At 65.9% G+C, this 19,766-nt stretch carries 20 protein-coding genes; 5 read left to right on the top strand and 15 right to left on the bottom strand.

Translation table 11 applies throughout. The features are described from left to right. Nucleotides 1–13: 13 nt before the first annotated feature. From ACIBG0_RS17300 to ACIBG0_RS17325, 6 genes are all read right to left on the bottom strand, one after another. On the bottom strand, nt 14–304 hold the full coding sequence (locus ACIBG0_RS17300) for a helix-turn-helix domain-containing protein (protein ID WP_397033509.1): 291 nt from the start codon (nt 302–304) through the stop codon (nt 14–16). A 208-nt stretch (nt 305–512) separates the two neighbouring features. Beyond that, nucleotides 513–1,349, bottom strand: coding sequence for a pyrroline-5-carboxylate reductase (gene proC / locus ACIBG0_RS17305; RefSeq protein ID WP_397033511.1), 837 nt, complete (start codon nt 1,347–1,349; stop codon nt 513–515). Nucleotides 1,350–1,448: 99 nt separating this feature from the next. Further along, a complete protein-coding gene (locus tag ACIBG0_RS17310) occupies nt 1,449–2,330 on the bottom strand; it encodes a thioesterase family protein (RefSeq protein WP_397033513.1) in 882 nt (293 codons plus the stop codon). Between the two features lie 109 nt (nt 2,331–2,439). After that, nucleotides 2,440–3,303, bottom strand: a complete 864-nt coding sequence (locus ACIBG0_RS17315; protein ID WP_397034064.1) for a sugar phosphate isomerase/epimerase family protein — start codon at nt 3,301–3,303, stop codon at nt 2,440–2,442. 142 nt (nt 3,304–3,445) lie between these two features. Continuing rightward, entirely contained in the window at nt 3,446–5,170 is a 1,725-nt protein-coding gene (locus ACIBG0_RS17320; RefSeq protein ID WP_397033515.1) for a hypothetical protein, read from the bottom strand. Continuing rightward, nucleotides 5,167–6,198: a hypothetical protein gene (locus tag ACIBG0_RS17325; RefSeq protein ID WP_397033517.1), complete on the bottom strand. Its 1,032-nt coding sequence runs from the start codon at nt 6,196–6,198 to the stop codon at nt 5,167–5,169. Before ACIBG0_RS17325 ends, ACIBG0_RS17320 begins: the two co-directional genes overlap by 4 nt. A 65-nt stretch (nt 6,199–6,263) precedes the next feature. Here ACIBG0_RS17325 and ACIBG0_RS17330 point away from each other — a divergent pair, with 65 nt between their 5' ends. Both ACIBG0_RS17330 and ACIBG0_RS17335 read left to right on the top strand, forming a co-directional pair. Further along, nucleotides 6,264–7,145 carry a hypothetical protein gene (locus ACIBG0_RS17330; protein WP_397033519.1) on the top strand — a complete coding sequence of 294 codons (882 nt, stop codon included), beginning with the start codon at nt 6,264–6,266 and terminating at the stop codon, nt 7,143–7,145. Between the two features lie 91 nt (nt 7,146–7,236). Beyond that, nucleotides 7,237–7,569: a hypothetical protein gene (locus ACIBG0_RS17335; protein WP_397033520.1), complete on the top strand. Its 333-nt coding sequence runs from the start codon at nt 7,237–7,239 to the stop codon at nt 7,567–7,569. 70 nt (nt 7,570–7,639) lie between these two features. On the opposite strand, the gene ACIBG0_RS17340 is transcribed toward ACIBG0_RS17335, so the two are convergent. The 3 genes from ACIBG0_RS17340 to ACIBG0_RS17350 form a co-directional block, all read right to left on the bottom strand. Further along, nucleotides 7,640–8,329 (bottom strand): response regulator transcription factor, encoded by a 690-nt coding sequence (locus ACIBG0_RS17340; RefSeq protein ID WP_040696229.1) that lies wholly within the window; start codon nt 8,327–8,329, stop codon nt 7,640–7,642. Next, on the bottom strand, nt 8,326–9,561 hold the full coding sequence (locus ACIBG0_RS17345; RefSeq protein ID WP_397033523.1) for a sensor histidine kinase: 1,236 nt from the start codon (nt 9,559–9,561) through the stop codon (nt 8,326–8,328). The genes ACIBG0_RS17340 and ACIBG0_RS17345 overlap by 4 nt, the downstream gene beginning before the upstream one ends. 130 nt (nt 9,562–9,691) lie before the next feature. After that, nucleotides 9,692–10,075, bottom strand: a complete 384-nt coding sequence (locus ACIBG0_RS17350) for a winged helix-turn-helix transcriptional regulator (RefSeq protein ID WP_397033525.1) — start codon at nt 10,073–10,075, stop codon at nt 9,692–9,694. A 91-nt stretch (nt 10,076–10,166) separates the two neighbouring features. Here ACIBG0_RS17350 and ACIBG0_RS17355 point away from each other — a divergent pair, with 91 nt between their 5' ends. Further along, the gene (locus ACIBG0_RS17355; protein ID WP_397033526.1) at nt 10,167–10,826 is read left to right on the top strand and encodes an NADPH-dependent F420 reductase; all 660 of its coding nucleotides are present in this window, start codon (nt 10,167–10,169) and stop codon (nt 10,824–10,826) included. 207 nt (nt 10,827–11,033) lie between these two features. Here the strand turns inward: ACIBG0_RS17355 and ACIBG0_RS17360 are convergent, their stop codons facing one another. The 6 genes from ACIBG0_RS17360 to ACIBG0_RS17385 form a co-directional block, all read right to left on the bottom strand. Continuing rightward, nucleotides 11,034–13,085, bottom strand: coding sequence for a CocE/NonD family hydrolase (locus ACIBG0_RS17360; protein ID WP_397033528.1), 2,052 nt, complete (start codon nt 13,083–13,085; stop codon nt 11,034–11,036). A 309-nt stretch (nt 13,086–13,394) separates the two neighbouring features. Beyond that, on the bottom strand, nt 13,395–14,132 hold the full coding sequence (locus ACIBG0_RS17365) for a phosphoglyceromutase (protein ID WP_397033529.1): 738 nt from the start codon (nt 14,130–14,132) through the stop codon (nt 13,395–13,397). Nucleotides 14,133–14,183: 51 nt separating this feature from the next. After that, nucleotides 14,184–15,089, bottom strand: a complete 906-nt coding sequence (locus ACIBG0_RS17370) for an ROK family protein (protein ID WP_397033530.1) — start codon at nt 15,087–15,089, stop codon at nt 14,184–14,186. A 174-nt stretch (nt 15,090–15,263) separates the two neighbouring features. Next, the gene (locus ACIBG0_RS17375; RefSeq protein WP_397033532.1) at nt 15,264–15,767 is read right to left on the bottom strand and encodes a YbjN domain-containing protein; all 504 of its coding nucleotides are present in this window, start codon (nt 15,765–15,767) and stop codon (nt 15,264–15,266) included. Continuing rightward, on the bottom strand, nt 15,764–17,200 hold the full coding sequence (gene mshA / locus ACIBG0_RS17380) for a D-inositol-3-phosphate glycosyltransferase (RefSeq protein ID WP_397034065.1): 1,437 nt from the start codon (nt 17,198–17,200) through the stop codon (nt 15,764–15,766). The genes ACIBG0_RS17375 and mshA overlap by 4 nt, the downstream gene beginning before the upstream one ends. Nucleotides 17,201–17,355: 155 nt before the next feature. Continuing rightward, on the bottom strand, nt 17,356–18,177 hold the full coding sequence (locus ACIBG0_RS17385) for an alpha/beta fold hydrolase (protein WP_397033534.1): 822 nt from the start codon (nt 18,175–18,177) through the stop codon (nt 17,356–17,358). A 186-nt stretch (nt 18,178–18,363) separates the two neighbouring features. Between ACIBG0_RS17385 and ACIBG0_RS17390 the strand changes: the two genes are divergently transcribed. Beyond that, the gene (locus ACIBG0_RS17390) at nt 18,364–19,098 is read left to right on the top strand and encodes an SDR family NAD(P)-dependent oxidoreductase (RefSeq protein ID WP_397033536.1); all 735 of its coding nucleotides are present in this window, start codon (nt 18,364–18,366) and stop codon (nt 19,096–19,098) included. Between the two features lie 184 nt (nt 19,099–19,282). Continuing rightward, nucleotides 19,283–19,729, top strand: a complete 447-nt coding sequence (gene mscL, locus ACIBG0_RS17395; protein WP_397033538.1) for a large conductance mechanosensitive channel protein MscL — start codon at nt 19,283–19,285, stop codon at nt 19,727–19,729. The last annotated feature ends 37 nt before the right edge of the window (nt 19,730–19,766 follow it).

Raw genomic sequence — 19,766 nt, forward strand, 5'->3', positions numbered from 1 at the left:
TGATGAAACCGCCTCATCCAGCGTCGAAGTACGACGTCTCCAAATAGTCGTGCACCGCCTTGGCATGCACCCGGAACGAGCGACCGACCCGCACGGCGGGCAACTCACCCGAGTGCACCAGTCGATAGACCGTCATCTTGGATACCCGCATGAGATTGGCAACCTCGGCGACGGTGAGGAACTGAGTACCTCCACCGAGCACCGACTGCGTCGGAGTCGCCGAACCGCCTTGCGACCGGGAATTAGCCCGGCCACCCGATGGTCCAGAACTTCCTGGCGACGTCCCTGAACTATTTGCAGACATCTTGTTAGACATCATCGCACCACTGACCTCCGGCACGTCCGCGCCGCCAGCTTCCCCACCGGCGGAACAGACACGCACGTGCTCCTTGAAGCTTAGCGGGACCAGTGGGATTACTGCGACGGGTGTGAGAAATCCGGTTTACACGCAGGGAACCGACCGGTCACCCTGTAGACGCACGGTGTTTGATGAACAACCGTCCAAGATCACCTCAGGAACCGCTGCCGCCCGCACCGTCGTTGGCACCCTGTTCGGCGGATCGGTGCTTCGCCGCGTGCAATGCCTCGAGGAAGGCCGAGCGCACCCCGCCACGCTCCAATTCACGCACCGCGGCGGCCGTTGTGCCGGCCGGGGAGGTGACGGCGGCACGCAGCTCGGCGGCGGTCTGTCCAGAGCTCTCCAGCAGGGCAGCCGAGCCGAGCATGGTCTGCACCACCAGTTCGGTGGCGACGTCGCGGGTCAAACCGAGTCCGACACCGGCATCGACCATGGCCTCGACCACCAGGAAGAAGTACGCGGGTCCGGAACCCGATACCGCGGTCACCGCATCCATCTGCGCCTCGGTCACGGTCGCCACCTTGCCGACGGCGGCGAGCAGCTCGGTCACCTGGGCCAGCTGTTCGGAGCGGGCGTAGCGGCCCGGTGCGAGCACACTCATGCCCTGGCCGACCAGCATCGGGGTATTCGGCATCACCCGCACCACCGGGAAACCGGCGGGCAGCTTGTTCTCCAGCCGCGCCGTCGGCACACCCGCCGCCAGCGATACCAGGATCTGATCCCGATCGGCGTCGAGTTCGGCCTTGCCGAGCTGGGTCAGGACCGTATCCACATCACCGGGCTTGACGGCGATGACCAGGACATCCGCACCGACGATCGCATCCGCGATCGAATCGGTGACCCGCACGCCGAAGCGATCACCGATGAGTTCGGCCCGATCGGCATGCGTCTCGACGACAACCAGATCCTTCACCGCACGTCCGGATTCGAGCAATCCGGCGATCAACGCCTCCCCGATGCGACCGCCACCGATCACCGCAACTCTCGTCATGGGCTCAAGGCTAGCCCGCCTCCCCGCGCCTTTTGTCGGCCGTAGGTGGCACGCAACTTTGCATCGCGGGCCGGCCGGTCGTGGTACTGGACGATTTCTTCAGCGCTGCGGTACAAGGGCCAATTGGCGGCTCTGCGCTACGACGGCACCGGTGGAGTCGAGAACCAGCTGGTCCTCGTCGAACATGCGCTCGCCGACCTCGTGGCTGGTCGCGATGATCCGCAACCAACCGGGGGCCGGGCGGCGGCGCAGGTAGGTGGTCATCTGAACGGTCGGTGCCCAACCGGTCTGGCCGAGGTTTGCCGGAACCGGCGGGCTCATATCGGCGGACATGATCGCGAAGTACATGGCGATATCCGGATCCTGCTGGTCGCCCTCGAACGGGCGCATCCAAAGACGCAGGCGCGGTTCACCTTTCGCACCGTCGAGGAATCGGGCCCACTCCCGGTCGATGAACAGTTCGGCGCCGCGCGCCACATGGACGACCTTGCCCATCGATGAATCCCGGTAACCGACGGCGTCGGCGGGCGGTTCGATCGGCATTTCAGCATGCCGCTGCGCGTAGATCGGTTCGGCATCGTCGAGATGACCGAAGGTGAACGCGGTGCGCACCAGCGTGCGCCCGTTCTGGATCAGATTCACATCGACCAGGCAGATCTGGCGACCGACCTTGCGGATGTGCACCTCGTACTCCACCTCGCCCGGCTCCGGTGCACCGAGGAAATCCGAACTCGCCGCGATGGGCGCCATGGCCACCAGGGCCGGATCGGAGGCGCGCAGCCAGCGGGTGGCCGCGGCGGCACTGGTCGCGACCATGGTGCCGCCGTGCACCTTCGGCCCGATGGTCCAGATTTTGTCGATGATGCCCAGGTAGCGGCCGCTATCCGGGTTGGCCGACAGCAGTTCGGTCAGTGTGCACACCCGGCTGAAGGGTGCGCCCGTCGTGATGGCCTGCTCGAGTTCGGCGGTCAGCTCCGGCATCGTCACTCCTGTCGTCGGTCGGCCGCGTCGGCGAGATGCGGCGTTCGTACAGCGTAGAACGACGCGATTCGGGGTCGGAATTCCCCTCTGCCGGCCGAGCGGTGCGGCATCACACCGGATTCGCGTGCGTCGGGGCTGGTGCAGGCGCGTTGAGGTGTGTCCTGGCGAATTCGAGCGTGCGATGCAACATGTCCGTGCGGCCCTGGGTGGTGCGCGCGTTCTGGGTATTGATCTCGGCGACCGCATGACCGACGAAACCCGACCGCAGCAATGCCGCACACAGCTCGACACAGGGCTGGGTGCCTTCGCCCGGCACCAGATGCTCGTCGTGCGCCGCGCCGCGACCGTCGGCGAGATGCAGGTGCGCGAGGCCTCGACCCATCCGAGCGGCGAGCGCAAGCGGATCGGCGCCCGCGGTCGCGGTGTGGGAGATATCGAGGGTGTAGTGCCGGAATCCGGTATCGGTCGGATCGTAGGACGGACTGAACGCGGTCAAACCGGGACCGGGTCCGCCGCGGCGCTCCAGCCGCTTCGCCGAGCCGGTCTTGCGGCCGAAGAGAGTATCCGCGCGCATGGGGAACATATTCTCCACCGCGATGATGACGTGACTGTGCTCCTCCAACTCGGCCACCTGATCGGCGAATCCCTGCGCATATCTGCGCTGCCAGCGGAATGGCGGATGCACCACCACGGTCCCGGCACCGAGCGCCTCGGCGGTGCGCACACTGCGCTCCAGTTTGGCCACCGGATCCGAACCCCACACCCGCTGCGAGATCAGCAGGCAGGGTGCGTGGATCGCCAGCACCGGCACACCGTATTTGCGGGAATAGGCCTGGACCGCTGCGATACTCTGGCTGGCCGGTTCGGCCCACACCATCAATTCGATACCGTCGTAACCGATTTCGGCCGCGTAGCGGAAGGCCGACTCGGTGTTCTGCGGATATACCGACGCCGTCGAGAGGCCGACGAGGATTTGTTGACCGCCGGATCCACCGGTTGATTCGACCGGCGAATGGGGTTCGGTGCGCACGTCGAGATCGGGAGCGCGTCCGCTGGCCGCGCTCGCCGTCCTGGTGTCGTCCGCCTGCCCGATATTCCCCACAGCCGCTCCCTGCTCAGTTCGTACTGAGTAGAAAGGCTAGCGGGCCCAGGGTGACGAAGATGCCGACGACGACGGCTATCACCGTGCTGAGGATGTCATCGGTGCGCCGCAATATTCGCACGAGCGCCACCAGGCCCAGGATCACGATCATCGCCAGGCACAGCGCCACCCAGGGCAGCATTTCCCACATGCGCTCGAAACCCTTGAACAGCAACATTCCGGCGACCGCGGCGCCGGTGCTCTGACCGCCGAGAATCATCCACTGGCGGCGATTGGCGTCGTACTCGGACCTGCGTGCGATCCGCGAGCGAGCGCGTCTCGGCGAAAGGCGGGAGGCGAACGAATGGTCCGAATCGACATCGTCGTCGAAATCCTCGTCGTCGTCGAGGACATCGCCGGTCGGGAACGGTTCGTACACGTCGGTCAGACCGTCGTACACATCATCCGGCTCGAGCGTTGATCGGCCACGGCGACCACGCCCGTTGCGCTCGGCTGCTCGGCCGTTCGCCCGCTGGGCCTCGGCGCGTTCGACTTCGTCGCGCAATAGGTCGCCCGCGACGGTCTGACCGGAGACGAGCTGCTGATCCTGGCTGGCCAGTGACCACGCGGCGGTGGGGACGCTCTCGGATTCGGGCACGCCATTCTTGGGCGGTACGTTTCTTCGCGCCGACCAAGCGGGCAGAGCGCCGCCGCCCTGGCCATCGCGCCGTTCGGATCTTCGCTGGTCCGCCGGCTCGGGACGGGCGCCGTGCGCGGCACCGTCCGGCAGCGGGGACATCGGCAACGGCGCGGATTCCGGTGCGAAGCCACTGGTGGACGGCGACCATGGCGCGGTCGATGGTCCAGCACTGTTGACCTCGGCTTCGGCTGCCTCCGCCGCACGTCGCCGGGCGGCCCGACCGCCGGATCTCGATCCGTTCGGTGGGCTTTCGGGCGGGGCACCCATGTTGTGGCCGAGATCGCGCAGCGGCCGTACGTCGGTGGTCTCCTCCGCCGGTTCGGCGTGCCGATGTCGGCGGCCGGTGCGTCCGGAGCCGGCCACGCCATCGGCCAGCGGATCCCTCGCGTACGGATCCGGTGCCGGGGTGTACGGGTCGGGCACCGGAGCATACGGGTCGGGCGCGGGAGCGTATGGGTCGGGCGCCGGAGCGTACGGGTCGGGCGCCGGAGCGTACAGATCCGGAATCGGCGCGGACAGCGGAGCCGCGGGCGCGGCATGCCGCGACGAGTCCGCGCCCGGCATTTCCCGCCCCGGCATGATCCGGCTCGAATATCCCGGCGCGGGCAGCGGATCGGCCGGTGCTTCCGGAGCGGCGTAGGCCGAGAGCGGGTCGTATCGGGTGATCGGCCCCGACATCGGCGAGTAGTTGGGTAAGTCGGGTGCGGCATAAGGCGCCGGATCCGGCGCGGCATACGAACTGGGTTCCGGCGCAGGTGTTTCGAGACCGGACGCATACCCCCCCGACTGGAAACCGGAAGGTTGGTAACCCGATGCGTCGTACCCGTTGGCTTCGTATGCGGGTGGTTCGTACGCCGGTTCGTCGTCCTCGGGTGCGGCGTGCGCCGAATGGCCACCGCCGCCGCCGGCCGGAATGGCGGGCAGATCACCGGTCAGCTCGGCCACCGAGATGCCGCGACCGCCGCGCCGCCGCCGTCCGCCGCCACCGGCGGATGCGCCCTGCTGGCCATTGCGTGCCAGCAGCTCGGCAACCGATAGCTGCTTGGAATCCTCACTCATGACGACACCGTTTCGATCGGGCCCGATAGACCGCTGCCGGGCACCGGCTTACCGCTCGTTTCCACCACGACACCCGGCAATGCCGTAGCCCTCGGTCCACCGTTCATATCGGTATCCAGTTTGCGCAGGATGAGCCCCTCGCGCAGTGCCCACGGACAAATCTCGAGGGTATCCAGCGATAGTGCCCGCATACTCGCCTCCGCGACCAATGCGCCAGCCACCAATTGCTGTGACCGATCGGAACTTACGCCTTCCAATTCTGCACGGTCCGCTGCCGTCATTCTCGAGATGAAGGCAATCAGTTGGCGCAGACCTGAGCTGGTGAGTGTACGGCGCACCCGCAGCCCGGCCGAAGAGGGTGCCGCTCCGGTCAACCGGGCAAGCGATCGAAATGTCTTCGAGGTACCGACCGCCAGATCCGGTTTACCGACGTCCAGCAGCTGTTTCGCGGGTGCGACGAGTTCCGCGTCGAGCCAATCGCGCAGCACCGCGATGCGGCGTTTGCCCGGTGGATCCTCGCGCAGCCACTCTCTGGTCAACCGTCCGGCGCCGAGTTGCAGCGAGACGGCGAGATCGGGTTCCTCGTCGCCGCCGATGGTCATTTCCAGTGAGCCGCCGCCGATATCGAGATTGAGGATCCGGCCCGCGCTCCAGCCGTACCACCGGCGCACGGCGAGGAAGGTCAGCCGGGCCTCGTCGACACCGGAGAGCACCTGCAGTTCGACACCGGTTTCGGCGCGGACCCTGGCGAGTACCTCGTCGGAGTTGGCGGCCTCACGCAGCGCGGAGGTCGCGAATGGCATCAACTCGACGCAGCGGGAAGTCTCGGCGATGCTGGCGAATTCGGCGACCGTCGCGATCAGCCGCTCGGCCCCCTGAACGGTGATGCAACCATCGGAATCCATATTCTCCGATAGCCGGAGAGTGGCCTTCGTCGAGCTCATCGGCATCGGGTGACCACCGCGATGGGCGTCCACCACAAGCAGGTGGACGGTATTGCTTCCGACATCGAGTACCCCAAGCCGCACATGAATACGGTACTGGGTGCACCGGCCCTTTAGGCTAGGCGACTGAACTGTTAGCGTCCTGAAGTGTGACGGTAGGCGCAACGGACAGCGGCTCCACGAGGCCCCGACCAGCGGGGAAGATCGATCCGGCACCGGAGGTCGATCTCGACTTTCCGCGTGAATGGATCGAGTTCGTGGATCCAGCAAACGACGAGCATGTGATCGTCGCGGATTTGACCTGGCTGCTGTCGCGCTGGACGTGCGTTTTCGGCACGCCGGCCTGTCAGGGAATTCTGAGCGACCGCCCCGATGACGGCTGCTGCTCGCACGGCGCGTTCCTCTCCGACAAGGACGACCGCAAACGTCTGACCAATGCTGTGAAAATGCTCACACCGAGCGACTGGCAGCTGATGGACGAAGCGACCGACGCCGACGGCAAGATCACCAAGAAGGGCTATCTCGAGCTCGACGAGTTGGAGGACGAGCCCGCGCTGCGCACCCGTCGCTTCGACGGCGCCTGCATTTTCCTGAACCGTCCCGGCTTCGCGGGCGGCGTCGGCTGCGCGCTGCACACCATGGCGCTGCGCAAGGGCATCGAGCCGCTCGAGGTGAAGCCGGATGTGTGCTGGCAGCTGCCGATCCGGCGGACCCAGGACTGGGTGGAGCGCCCGGACGGCGCGCAGATCCTGAAGACCACCATCACCGAATACGACCGCCGCGGCTGGGGCCCCGGCGGCGAGGATCTGGATTGGTACTGCTCGGGCTCCCCCGACGCCCATGTCGGCGCTCGTCCGGTGTGGCAGTCCTACGCTCCCGAACTGCGGGAATTGCTCGGCGCGCCCGCCTACGAAGAACTGGCCAGACACTGCAAGCGTCGCGAAGGACTCGGCCTCATCGCGATCCATCCGGCGACCGTGCATGCGAATCGAATGAGATCCGACGACCACGTCGCAGACCAGTCGGCGTGACCTATCGGCGGACGAGCGGTGAGGTTTGCATAGCGGGTGATTCACCTGCTCGCCATGCGGGCTTTACTCGGATGCGGTTGGATGTGCGGTCATGTTGAAGAAAGCCCTGACTCTGACCGCCATCGCGCTCGGCGCCACCGCCGCGCTGACCGGCGCCGCGCACGCCGAGCCCAATGGTGACCCGGCAAAATACGCCGATTTCACTGCCGACTTCCTGCCCGCCAACACCCCCGAGGCAATCAACGCCCAGGCCAACGGCAAGAACCTGATCATGAGCCCGTACGGCGTCTCGCGCACCATCGCCTGCCGCGGCACCAGCGCGGCCGATGTCTACGAATGCATGCAGGAAGACGATCTCGGCTGGATCACCCTGCACAAGCAGGACGTCCCCGGCCTCGGCCCCACCTGGGTCTACCTGCCCTGATCCGGACGCACGCAGCAGACGCCGAGGTTGTCGGGGCCTCGGCGGCTGCGAATCCTATTCGGGCAGACGGTCAAGCCTCGAGCTTGTAGCCGAGGCCGCGGACGGTGACGAGGTGCTCCGGCTTGGCCGGATCGCCCTCGATCTTCGAGCGCAACCGCTTGACGTGCACGTCGAGGGTCTTGGTGTCGCCGACGTAGTCGGCGCCCCAGACCCGGTCGATCAGCTGGCCGCGGGTGAGCACTCGTCCGGAATTGCGCAGCAGATATTCGAGCAGATCGAATTCTTTCAGCGGCAGGGTGACCTGCCTGCCATTGACGTGCACGGTGTGGCGGTCGACATCCATCCGGACCGGTCCGGCCTCGAGCACACCGCTCTCATTGCCGCCGTCCAGTTCATCGCCGGCGCCGCGGCGCAGTACGGCCCGGATGCGGGCGATCAGTTCACGCGCCGAGTACGGCTTGGTGACGTAGTCGTCGGCGCCGAGCTCCAGGCCCACCACCTTGTCGATCTCGCTGTCGCGCGCGGTGACCATGATCACCGGGACGCCGCTGCGGGTGCGCAGCTGTTTGCACACATCGGTGCCGCTCATACCGGGCAGCATCAGATCGAGGAGCACGATATCGGCGCCGGAGCGGTCGAATTCGGCGAGCGCGGATGGTCCGTCACCGACGACGGTGACCTCGAAGCCCTCCTTGCGCAGCAGGAACGCGAGCGGATCGGCCAGCGACTCCTCATCTTCGACGATCAGAACACTCGTCATCTGCGTGCCTCCACACCGTTGGGTCTACCCGGCCCCGAGGGGCGCGGGTGTGTTTCTCTCATACTCACTGCGGAACCGTCGACCTCTTCCTCGCCGCCGGATTCGTGATGGGCAGGTATTCGCAGGGTGAACGTCGATCCGGTGCCGAGCTTGCTCCACAGCGTGATCTCACCGTTGTGGTTGGCCGCCACATGCTTGACGATAGCCAGGCCGAGTCCGGTACCTCCGGTGGCGCGCGAGCGCGCCTTATCGGATCGGAAGAATCGTTCGAAGACGCGCTCCTGGTCTTCTTTGGCGATGCCGATGCCGCGATCGGTCACGGCCATCGCGACGTGATCGCCGCGCAGTGAGCGGCTCACCGAAACGTGGGAACCGGCGGGTGAGTACGCGATGGCGTTCTCCACCAGGTTGGACAGTGCGGTGACGAGCAGGGTTTCATCGCCGAGCACCTCGAGTCCGCTCGGGCGGTCGGTACTGACGGTGATGCCCGCGGCCTCGGCAGCGGTGCGCGAGCGATCGACCGCCTGCATGACCACGGTGTCGACGTCGACCACCTCGAGCTCGGGTAGCTTTTCCGCGCCCTGTAGTCGCGACAGGGCGATCAACTCGGTGACCATCTTGCCCAGGCGCCGGGATTCACCGAGTACGCGCTGACCGAAGTGCCGAACGGCCTCGGGGTCCTCGGCGGATTCCAGCATGGCCTCGGCCAGCAAGCTCATCGCGCCTACGGGGGTCTTGAGTTCATGGCTGACGTTGGCCACGAAATCGCGGCGCGTGGCCTCCATACGGGCCTGCTCGGAGTCGTCGTCGGCGAATAGCACGGTGAAACTGGTCTCTTCGCGCGATAGCTGTCTGGCCACCCCGCGCACCGCTATCCGGCTGCGGCCGGGCATCGGGTTTTTCGCGGTGAGATCGAATTCGGTGGATTCGCCGGTGGCGAGCACCTTTTCCACCGCGGCCCAGGCGCGTTCATCGAGCAGCCGGTTGCGGACCAGGCCTAGTTCTTCGGCGCGCGGATTGACCAGCACCACATCGCGGTATTCGTCGACGACCGCGATTCCGCTCTCGGAGGCGAGCACGATCAGGTCGAGCACCTGCGACATGGTGAGACCGGAATCTGCCTGTCTGCGGGCGGCCTGCCTGGCGTTCATGAACGGGATCAGTAGCCCGCCGACGGCCAGGCCGACGACAGCCGCGAGGACTGCCAGCAGCACGGCCTGGGGAACACTCACACTTGAATCGTACGGTCGCCAACTGACAACCCAACTCGGGGTATGCGAAGTTTCGCGCAGGTCATGGGCACTTCCAGGCCCGTTAGCCACTTGTTTACGCGTTGTTCGCGCGCCAGCGTCTGGATCGCTTTCACTCCTGGGAATCCCACATTGCCGACCGCACCGAGTCGCCGTGGCGGTCGGCCCATTCGCCGAGGGCGTAGATCGGAATGAGCAGATCGCGCCCGGCTTCGGTCAGTTCGTATTCGACGCGGGGCGGGGCCTCGGCGTAGCGGTGGCGCTCGATGAGGGTCATCGTCTGCATCCGGCGCAGCGTTTGCGTGAGCATCTTCTGGCTGACGCCGCCGATTGCGGCGCGCAGGTCGCCGGGGCGCATCGGGCCGTCGCGCAGCATGTAGACGATGACCGCCAGCCAGCGGTTGCCGAACAGGTCGACGCCGAGGCGGGCCGGACAGTCGGCCTCGTAGTCGCCATAGGGCGCGAATTCCACCGGTTCGGCATGTTCGGCCGTCATGCCATTAGCCTGCCATCTTCATTGCGAACCTTCGGGTGCCTATCGAAATCCCTAGCGTCGGTGCCGAATACATCCGAGCTAGGAGTTTGATATGCGAATCGGAATCATCGGGGCGGGCGCGATGGCGAAGGCACTCGGCGGCGGCTGGGCCGCGGCCGGGCACGAGGTTCTTATCGGCGCACGGTCCCGCGCGGATGCGCTGGCGGCGACCATCGGATACGGAGCGCGAACCGGAAGCATCGGCGCGGCTGCCGAATTCGGTGCGGTCGTGCTCTTGGCGCTTCCAGTAAGCGCCCTTGACGAGGTACTGGATGAAATCGGCGGAAGACTCGCCGGGCGGACGGTCATCGACTGCACCAATGCTTTCCTGCCGGACGAGGCCGCGCCGGAAGCAGTTCCGGCATTCGTGCTATCCGAGGAGGCGGTCGCCGCTCGCATCGCGGCGACGGTTCCCGAGGCGCATGTGGTGAAAGCGTTCAATATCTGCGCGGCCGAGGTCTGGGAATCGGAGACTCGTGTCTTCGAGGACCGCAGGCTGGCGGTGCCGATCTGCGGTGACGACGCTGCCGCCGTCGAACAGGTCGCGGCGCTGGCGCAAGATCTGAAACTCCAACCGATTTCGGCGGGCGGCCTGCATCGTGCCAAGTACCTGGAGGCCACCTCGGTATTCACCGTCGGTCTCTGGTTCTCCGGCGCGGACGCCCGCGCGATCTTCCCGCCATTGGACGCGGCGTTCGCCGTGGCCGACTAGCCCGGTGAGAACGGTCCGAGTGTGCACCAATCGCCCATACCCCGCGGGTTCGAGCATGAATGCGCGAGAGGTGCACGCTCGGGCCGGATACGGCTTACCAGCCCGCCTTCGTCCGCACTCGTTATTCGCGAAACTCGGCGCGTTCGGATAAAGCCGAGGCGGCGCCGCTACCCGTGCGGGTAGCCCAACTCTGGTGTCAGGTCAGCTTCACCATCCAGGCCTGCCCCGCACCGGAATGTTGACGAAGCTCGGCCGATCCGGGTCCAACTGGATGTGCTGCGGATTCAGACCCGTATCGATCAGCATCGGCAGCACCGGCAGGCCCTTGGGGAAGTTGCCCGCGAAGACATCCACGCGCAGACGATGGCCCGGCCGCAGCATCGCCTCCGTGGCGGGCAGAGCGATATCCAGGGTCGTCTCCTCCCCGGGCACGGTCGGCTGACGCAGGTCCAGCGAGGTGCAGGCACGTGGGTCGGTGTAATCGCCACCGGCGGAACGGGTGCTGTTCGCCTCGTCGACCTGCCGCAGCGACGCCATCAATTGCCCCGAGGAGAGCACCGTGGACTGGCCGTCCGGCGCGACATCGTTCAGCGTGACCACCCAGTAGCCGTCGGTCGCATCCTGAATGGTATTGAGGTGCGCGGCGATTCGCCCGGAGATGGTGGTCGGCTCCACGACCGGGTCGCTGGTGAAGGTCAGCCCGTTGAGCTCCGCGACCCGTGAGTCCTTGGCACAGCCATCGATGATCGACAGGAAACCCGCGCTACCCTGCGCTGCGTCGTTGGAGCACAGGGTAGTCAGGCCTGGCGCGACCGTGAGCCGCGCCGAGTCCGGGCTCGCCGCGGCGAGCAACGATCCGTCGTACCGGCTGTTCGCGGTGCCACTTCGGTTGGCGGACAGATACATCCGGCGATATTCGGCATCCTGGGATCCGGTCCGCGGATCGGCGAACGAGTCGGTGGTGATCCAGCCGCCGCCCTGCTGACGCAGGGTGATCGGGCCGTACTGATCGATACCGTTGTCGATGCCCTTGAGCCACTTGTCGAACCACGCGCGCTGCAGCACGTCCAGACGCGGCGGCAGACCGGGCTTACCGTATTCGTTGCCGGAGCCGACGTGGTAGGTATTGCCCATCAACAGCTGCTTCTGGCCAGCGGGCAGTGGAATCTCGTTGTAGATCTTGGATTCCGAGTAGGTGAACAGATCGTGCCAGCCCCCGGTGACGAAGGTGGGGACCTGAATCTTGCCCGGATCACCGAGCCAGGCCGCGCGCGACGTCGACGAAGCGGTCAGCAATTCCTTGGCCCGCGGGTCCAAGTCCTCGATCCGGGTGGTGCTGTAGACATTGAGCAGCACATCCATGAAGGTGAACGGATCCTTTGCCCGATCCGCGAGCCACTTCATATCAAACTGTCCGTTGAGTATCGACGCGACATCCGGAACCAGCTTGAGGCCGTTGATGGCGGTCAACCACAGCGGAATGAAGTTGAACCCGAAGCCGCCGCCGGGTGCGAGCACATCATTGACCAGGTCACTACCGGGCACCACCGGGAAGATCGCCTGCAGCGCGGGCGGTCGCATCGCGGCCACCTGGAGTTGGTTGATGCCCGAATACGACAGTCCGTTCATACCGATGCGTCCGTTGGACCACGGCTGATTCGCGACCCAGTCGATCACCTCATAGGTGTCCTGCTGTTCGCGCTGGCGCAGCATGTCCCAGATGCCCTGAGAGAATCCGGTGCCGCGCACGTCGACCACGACCTGGGTGTAACCGCTCTTGATGAGCTGGCGGTCGACCGCGAAATTGCGTAGTTCGCCGCCGCCGAAGGATTTGGTCAGATCGGTGACGCCGGAGAGCGGGGTGCCGCTGAGGTCGATCTGTCGGAATAGTTCGATGAGCGCATCGGAAAAACCAGGAATGGACATCGCGCTGTCGGCGATGTTGGAGACCAGCTTGGTGTATGGGGTCAGGTTGACCACCGTGGGTGTCGGGGCGTCGATCGGGCGCCCCGCCGCATCCGCCGGACGGTACACATTGCCTTTGAGGACGGTGCCGTCGCTCATGGTGATCGGGACATCCCACTGGATGTTCACATTCGGAAACTGCTGGGGACCGTCCTCGGCCGCGACCCATGCGGCACCGGCCGCACCACCGTCGGGTCCGGAAGGCTCCGGCGCGGCGATCGCGCTCTGGGTGACGAATGGAATGAGCACCGCCGTGGCGACTGCCGCCACTGTGGCACGCAACATTGTCTGCATCAGGGGTGATCCGCCTCTCGGACTGGTCGAACGACCAGAGCTTACATACCGACGAGTAGGTTCGAACTCTGGGTTACACCAATTGCGGGTCGAATGTCGGTTCACATAAAGCAACCGGCACCACATAACGCCTGCGCAAGACGGAGAAATCCACGCCCACCTGCAGAATGAACACTAACCCAGGGTCAGGCAGCTAACCGATCGCGACTCGCACCCCAGTTCCGATTCCGGTCGAGGCAAACGGCGGGTCACCGCCGGAAACAGCAACGCGCCGCGACCGAAGCCGGTCGCGGCGCGTCGATCTATTGCTTACTTGCCGCCCTGGCTGGCGACGGCCGCGGCACCCGCGGCGGCGGCCTCGGGGTCCAGGTATTCACGCGGACGAACCGGGCGCAGGTTCTCGTCCAGCTCGTAGCGCAGCGGGATACCGGTGGGAATATTCAGCCCGGCGATATCGTCATCGGAGATCCCGTCCAGGTGCTTGACCAGCGCGCGCAGCGAATTGCCATGTGCCGCAACGAGAACGGTCTTCCCCGAGAGCAAGTCCTTGGAGATGGTCGACTCCCAGTACGGCACCATCCGGTTCACCACATCGAGCAGGCATTCGGTCTTGGGGACGTCGATGCCGTCGTAGCGCGGGTCGCTGTCCTGGCTGTACTCATTGGCCGGGTCGATGGGCGGCGGCGGGGTGTCGTAGCTACGCCGCCACAGCATGAACTGCTCGTCGCCGTACTGGTCGCGGACCTGCGCCTTGTTCTTGCCCTGCAGATCGCCGTAGTGGCGCTCGTTGAGGCGCCAGTCGCGCACGACCGGGATCCAGTGCCGGTCGGCGGCGTCCAGCGCGATATTCGCGGTGCTGATCGCCCGACGCAGCACCGAGGTGTAGACGATATCCGGCAGGATGCCGTGTTCGGCCAGCAGTTCCCCGGCGCGCTTGCCCTCGGCGATGCCCTTATCGGTCAGGTGCACATCCACCCAACCGGTGAAAAGGTTCATGGCATTCCATTCGCTCTCGCCGTGGCGCAGCAACACGAGGGTGTACGTCATGCAGGCCATTCTGGCATGTACCCGAATCGGGCTCGCAGCCGTTCCCACTGCTCAGGAGATGACATCGGCCGTATCGTGGCCCGCTGCGAGCACGCCGGCGCCAACCAGGGTGGCACCATTGGTGATTCGCGACGGGACCACCCGCAGCTCGCGCAGGAAGTCCAAACCAGCGTGCCGGATCACCGCCGCGCGCAGCGGTTCCCAAAGGGGTTCGCCCGATTGCGCGAAGCCGCCGCCGATCACCACTCGATCTATATCGAGCGCCGAGGCCGCGGAGGCGATGGCCGTGCCCAGTGCGGTTCCGGCCCGGTGCAGCGCGGCGAGTGCGATCTCATTGCCGGTGTGCGCGGCCTTCGCCAGTCCCGCGCCGGTCTCGCCACGCCAACCCTGTTCGCGTGCCCAACGCACCGATGACATGCCGCTCGCGATCGCCTCGACACACCCGACGCCGCCGCATTCACACGGCACATCCCAACCCGGCACCACGATGTGGCCGACATGTCCGGCATTGCCGGTGCGCCCGAGCACCACCCGACCGTCGGCGATTATGCCACCGCCGATGCCCGAGGAAACCGTCATGGCCAGGCCGTTCGGAATGCCGCGCAGCGCGCCGACGTGATGTTCGGCCAGTGCGAGGCAGGCTCCGTCGATAGCGAATCGCACTGCGGCGGTAGGGAACAGCCGCTGCACCTCGGCGACGATTGGGAAACCCGGCTTCCATTCCGGAATGTTCAGCGGCCTGGTGACACCGGTTCGCACATCGACCGGTCCGGCCGAACCGATCCCGATCGCCGAAACCATCGCGCCACCGGCCACTTCCAGCAACAGCTCGCGGCATGCGGCCCACACCGATTCCCGAGGCACATCGACGCGTCGCACATCGCGTACCTTTCGGCCCCCGTACACGACCCCGGCGGCGAATTTCGTCGCACCGATGTCCAGAGCAAGAACCATCATCGCCGGGGTCCCTCCTGTACCTTGCGGCCCCATTCCACAGCGCGATTGTCGCCTACGGCGGGCCCGCCGGCGTCGGATCGACCGCAGCTCGGATCCGGTCCAAGGCTTGTACCCCACTGCACCCACAATCACAGGCTCGCGACGGCAGGTGTGCACGCGAGCACGGGGACGAGGTCAAGGTTGGTCGGCGGTTTCCACCAGATGCTCGAAGGCTCGCAGGTTCTGTAGGGATTCCCCGCGCGAGACACGCCACTTCCATTCCCGGCGAATGGATTCGGCGAAGCCGAGTTCCAGCAGCGTATTGAAGTCGGCGTCGACGGCCTCGAGGATCTGGCCGAAGATCCGGTCCAGTTCGTCGGGGGTTACGGCGTGGGTGGCAATGCGGCCGACCAAGTAGATATCGCCCACGCGGTCCAGGGTGTAGGCCACGGCGTAGAGGCGGCGGTTGCGGCGCAGCAGGAATTTGTAGACGCCCTCGAAGTTCTCGTCGGGCTTGCGGCAGACGAACGATTCGATCCGCAGTCCGTGCTTACCGACGGTGAGCATCACGGTGGTCTTGAGTTTGCGCTCACCGGGCAGGATTACCACGAAGGTCTCCTGGCTGGGATGGGTGTACTCGATTTCGCGCTCGCGCAGCGTTTCATCGATCAGCTGTGCGGTCGCGGCTGCCGTGCTCATCGGCGCGCTCCCGTCCGGCGCCGCCACAGCGCCCGCGATCTGGCCTGGCTGATCTCGCCGAGGAGAACAGCACCGCGTTCCCCGGTGAGGCTAGCGCGTTCCCCGGGCAACTCGGCCCGTGCGGCCTCGAAGACCTTGCGCCGGCCCGCACCGAGATCGGCACGCAGCGCACGGAAATCGGCCAGTGCCGCCGAATAACTGGCGAGCAATCCGTCCGCGGTGTGCTCCCAGGAGAAATGTCCGGCGTGCTCGACGGCGCGCACACCCATCCGACGTAGTCGGTCACCGTCGTCGAATAGGTGGCCGAGGGCATCGGCCCAATCCGGAGTCCGATGTCCAGGGACGAGCAGGCCGGTCTCACCGTGCCGCACGGCGGTGCCGAGCCCGCCCACATCGGCCGCGAGCACCGGGGTGCCGCTGGCCTGCGCCTCGATGGCGACCAGACCGAACGATTCGTTGTAGCTGGGCACCGCGACCAGGTCGGCGGCCCGATACACCTGCACCAGGCGGTCCGGCGGCTGCGGCGGCAAAAAGGTGACGTGGTCGGCGATGCCGAGTGCGGCCGCGAGTTCGATCAGTGCGTCGGGGCGCTCCAGTCCGGTGCCGGACGGTCCGCCGACGATGAGCACCCGCAGCTTGCGCGACGGGTCGCGGTAGAGCAGCTCCGCGGCCGCGCGGACCAGCACATCCGGGGCCTTCAGCGGCTGGATACGGCCGATGAACGCGACGATCCGCTCGTCGGTCGCCAGACCCAATTCGGCTCGGGCCACGGCCTTTTCACCGGGACAGTAGCGAGTCAGATCCGCGCCGGGCGGCACCACATCGATACGCTCGGGATCGGCGCCGTACAGCTCGATGAGCTGGCGCGCCTCCTCCGCGGTATTGGCGACCATCCGATCGGCCTCGGCGATCACCTGCTTCTCGCCGATCTCGCGGGTCGCGGGTTCGGGACAGTCGCCCTCGGCCAGCGCCGCGTTCTTCACCGCCGCCAAGGTGTGCGCGGTGTGCACCAGCGGCACCCGCCAGCGGTCGCGCGCCAGCCAGCCGACCTGCCCGGAGAGCCAGTAGTGCGAATGGACCAGGTCGTAGTGACCGGGCAGATGTCTGGCCTCTTGGCGCAGCACCTCGGCGGTGAACGGGCACAGCTGGGTCGGCAGCTCGTGCTTGTCCAGACCCTCGAACGGGCCCGCCACCACATTGCGCACCAGGACTCCCGGGGCCGCCTCCTGGACCGGCGGTACGTTCGAGGAGGTGGCCCGGGTGAAAATCTCGACCTCGGTGCCGCGCCGGGCCAGCTGAATGGCGGTTTGCAGCACATAGACGTTCATGCCGCCCGCATCACCGGTGCCCGGTTGAGCAAGTGGTGAGGTGTGCACCGATAACACGGCGATCCGATTCGGCCGTAGGTCCGGGCGTTGACTCACACCATCCATAGTGCACGTTGAATTGCCCAACTCAGACACTGTAACCGGGCCAAGTGACAGTCGTCACAGCAGTTTCGTGAGGGTTCTCACGCGCGCTGCACTATCCGCCGAGATACGCCAAGTCTGCTCGAGCCGAGCGTACGGCGCCAGCGAATTTCGGACGTCTAATTCAGACCTTCGATGAATGCGCTGACCTCGGCGACGAAGCGGGCGCGATCCTCGATGAACAGCCCATGCTGCGCGTCCTCCCAGAACGAGCCGCGGCCGTCGGGCACCACGTCGAGGATGTAGCGACCGTTCTCGATCGGCACGACCGGGTCCTTGGTTCCGTGCAGGACAAGCACCGGAATGTCCAGGGTCCGCAGCGTTTCGGTGTTGTCGACGGTCCGGTAGAACAGCGCCTTGCGCACGCGAGGCGGCGTGCCGAGGCTCGCGCCGAAGATGCGCTGCGCGTCAACACCCTTATCCGGACCGGGCCCGGTATTGGCATTGCCGAAGGCGCCGAATGCGCGCAGGGCACGCCCCGCACTCTCCTCGAAGACACCGGGAATGGCCTCCTGCATGGCCGAACCGGTCTCCGCGCCGGGTGCGCGACCGATATTGGCCATCGATCCCGAGTAGATCACGCCCGCGACCGATCCCGTGCCATAGGCGGTCAGGTAGTCGCTGATCACGATGCCGCCGTAGGACCAGCCGAGCAGCACCGCACCGGATTCGATGCCCTCGGCGGCGAGCACGGCGGCGATATCCGCGGCCCAATTCTTCGGATCGTCGTAGCCGGTCTCCGGAGCGCCGGAGTAGCCGTGGCCGCGCAGGTCGACGGCGAGCACCCGGAAGCGCTCGGCCAGCTCGTCCGCGGCCGCGCCCCAGCACTGCAGATTGGCCGACCAACCGTGCACCAGCACCAGCGGCCTGCCATCGGCCGGGCCGCTGACCCGATAGACGATGTTCGTTCCGTCCGCACTGACCGTCTCCCGAATAGCCATGTCACCGAGGCTAGTCCGCCTCCCGTGCCGGTCGTAGGTGCCACTGACCTCCCGTCGCGGTCCGGCGGTGAGCGCCCGGCTGGGTTCTGGACGTACCCGGCGAGTTACCCATGTCCGCGTGCGATCAGCGCTTGCATCGCACACGGCCGCGGTCTTCGGCAAATTCTGTGCATTTACGATCGCACTATGAGCATTCGCACTGCCGTCGTCACCGGAGCCAGTTCGGGAATCGGGGAAGCCACCGCACGGGAACTCGCCAAGCAGGGCTATCACGTGGTCGTCGGCGCGCGCAGGCTCGATCGGCTGCGGCGCCTCGCCGACGAAATCGGCGGCACCGCACTCGAACTCGATGTGACCTCGGAAGATTCCGTGCGCGCGTGCACCGATGCGATCGAGAACGTCGATGTGCTCGTCAATAATGCGGGCGGCGCGAAGGGTCTGGCCCCGGTGACCGAGGCGGAGCTGGACGACTGGCGCTGGATGTGGGAAACCAATGTGCTCGGTACGCTGCGGGTAACCAAGGCGTTGCTGCCGAAGCTGATCGCCTCGGGTGATGGGCTCATCGTCACCATCACCTCGGTCGCCGCCTTCGAGGCCTATGACAATGGCTCCGGCTACACCTCGGCCAAGCACGCACAGGCCGTACTGCACCGCACATTGCGCGGCGAACTGCTCGGCCAGCCGGTGCGGCTCACCGAAATCGCGCCCGGCGCAGTGGAAACCGAGTTCTCACTGGTGCGGTTCGCCGGGGACGAGGAGCGCGCGGCCAAGGTGTACGAGGGTATCGATCCGCTGGTCGCGCAGGATATCGCGGAGATCATCGGGTTCGTAGCGTCGCGACCGTCACATGTGAATCTGGACCAGATCATCGTCAAGCCCCGTGATCAGGCCGGTCCGGGTCGCTTCGCTCGCCGTAGCTGACGGGATCGGCATCGGTAGTCTCCGACGAGGCGACAACCGATTTTCCGAGTACATGGGTTACTCACCGGGTACGCCCACAACCTAGCTGACATAAGGCCGCCGACCCGGATATGAACTCGAGTGGCCCCGACTACCGGCAAAGACGCCGGGAGGCGGACAAGCCCAGATTGGAGTAGCTCGGCTCATGCTCAAAGGTTTCAAAGATTTCCTGATGCGCGGGAACGTTATCGATCTCGCTGTCGCGGTGGTCATGGGTACCTCGTTCACCGCGGTGGTGACGGCGGTGACGAAGGGAATCATCAATCCGCTGCTCGCGGTATTGGGAAAGACCAATGAGCTGGGGCTAGGCGTTCAGCTGGTCTCCGGTAAACCGGCCACTTTCATCGCGATCGGGCCGATCATCACCGCACTCATCGACTTCATGCTGGTCGCCGGTGTGCTGTACTTCGTGCTGATGGTGCCGATGAAGACGCTGAAGAATCGTTTCGGCACCGCCAAGGTAGCCGAGCCCTCCGAGATCGAATTGCTCATCGAGATTCGCGATCTGCTCGCCAAGCAGCAGAAGGATTCGGTCCTCGACGCCGAATCGTTCGGTAAGGACGGTTCGCTCGTCAAGGAGAATGCGCGGTAATCGCCCCGAGTTCGCCCCCGCACGTTGGTCCGCGCGG

This window comes from Nocardia sp. NPDC050630, assembly GCF_044457245.1.
In the GTDB taxonomy this organism is placed as follows: domain Bacteria; phylum Actinomycetota; class Actinomycetes; order Mycobacteriales; family Mycobacteriaceae; genus Nocardia.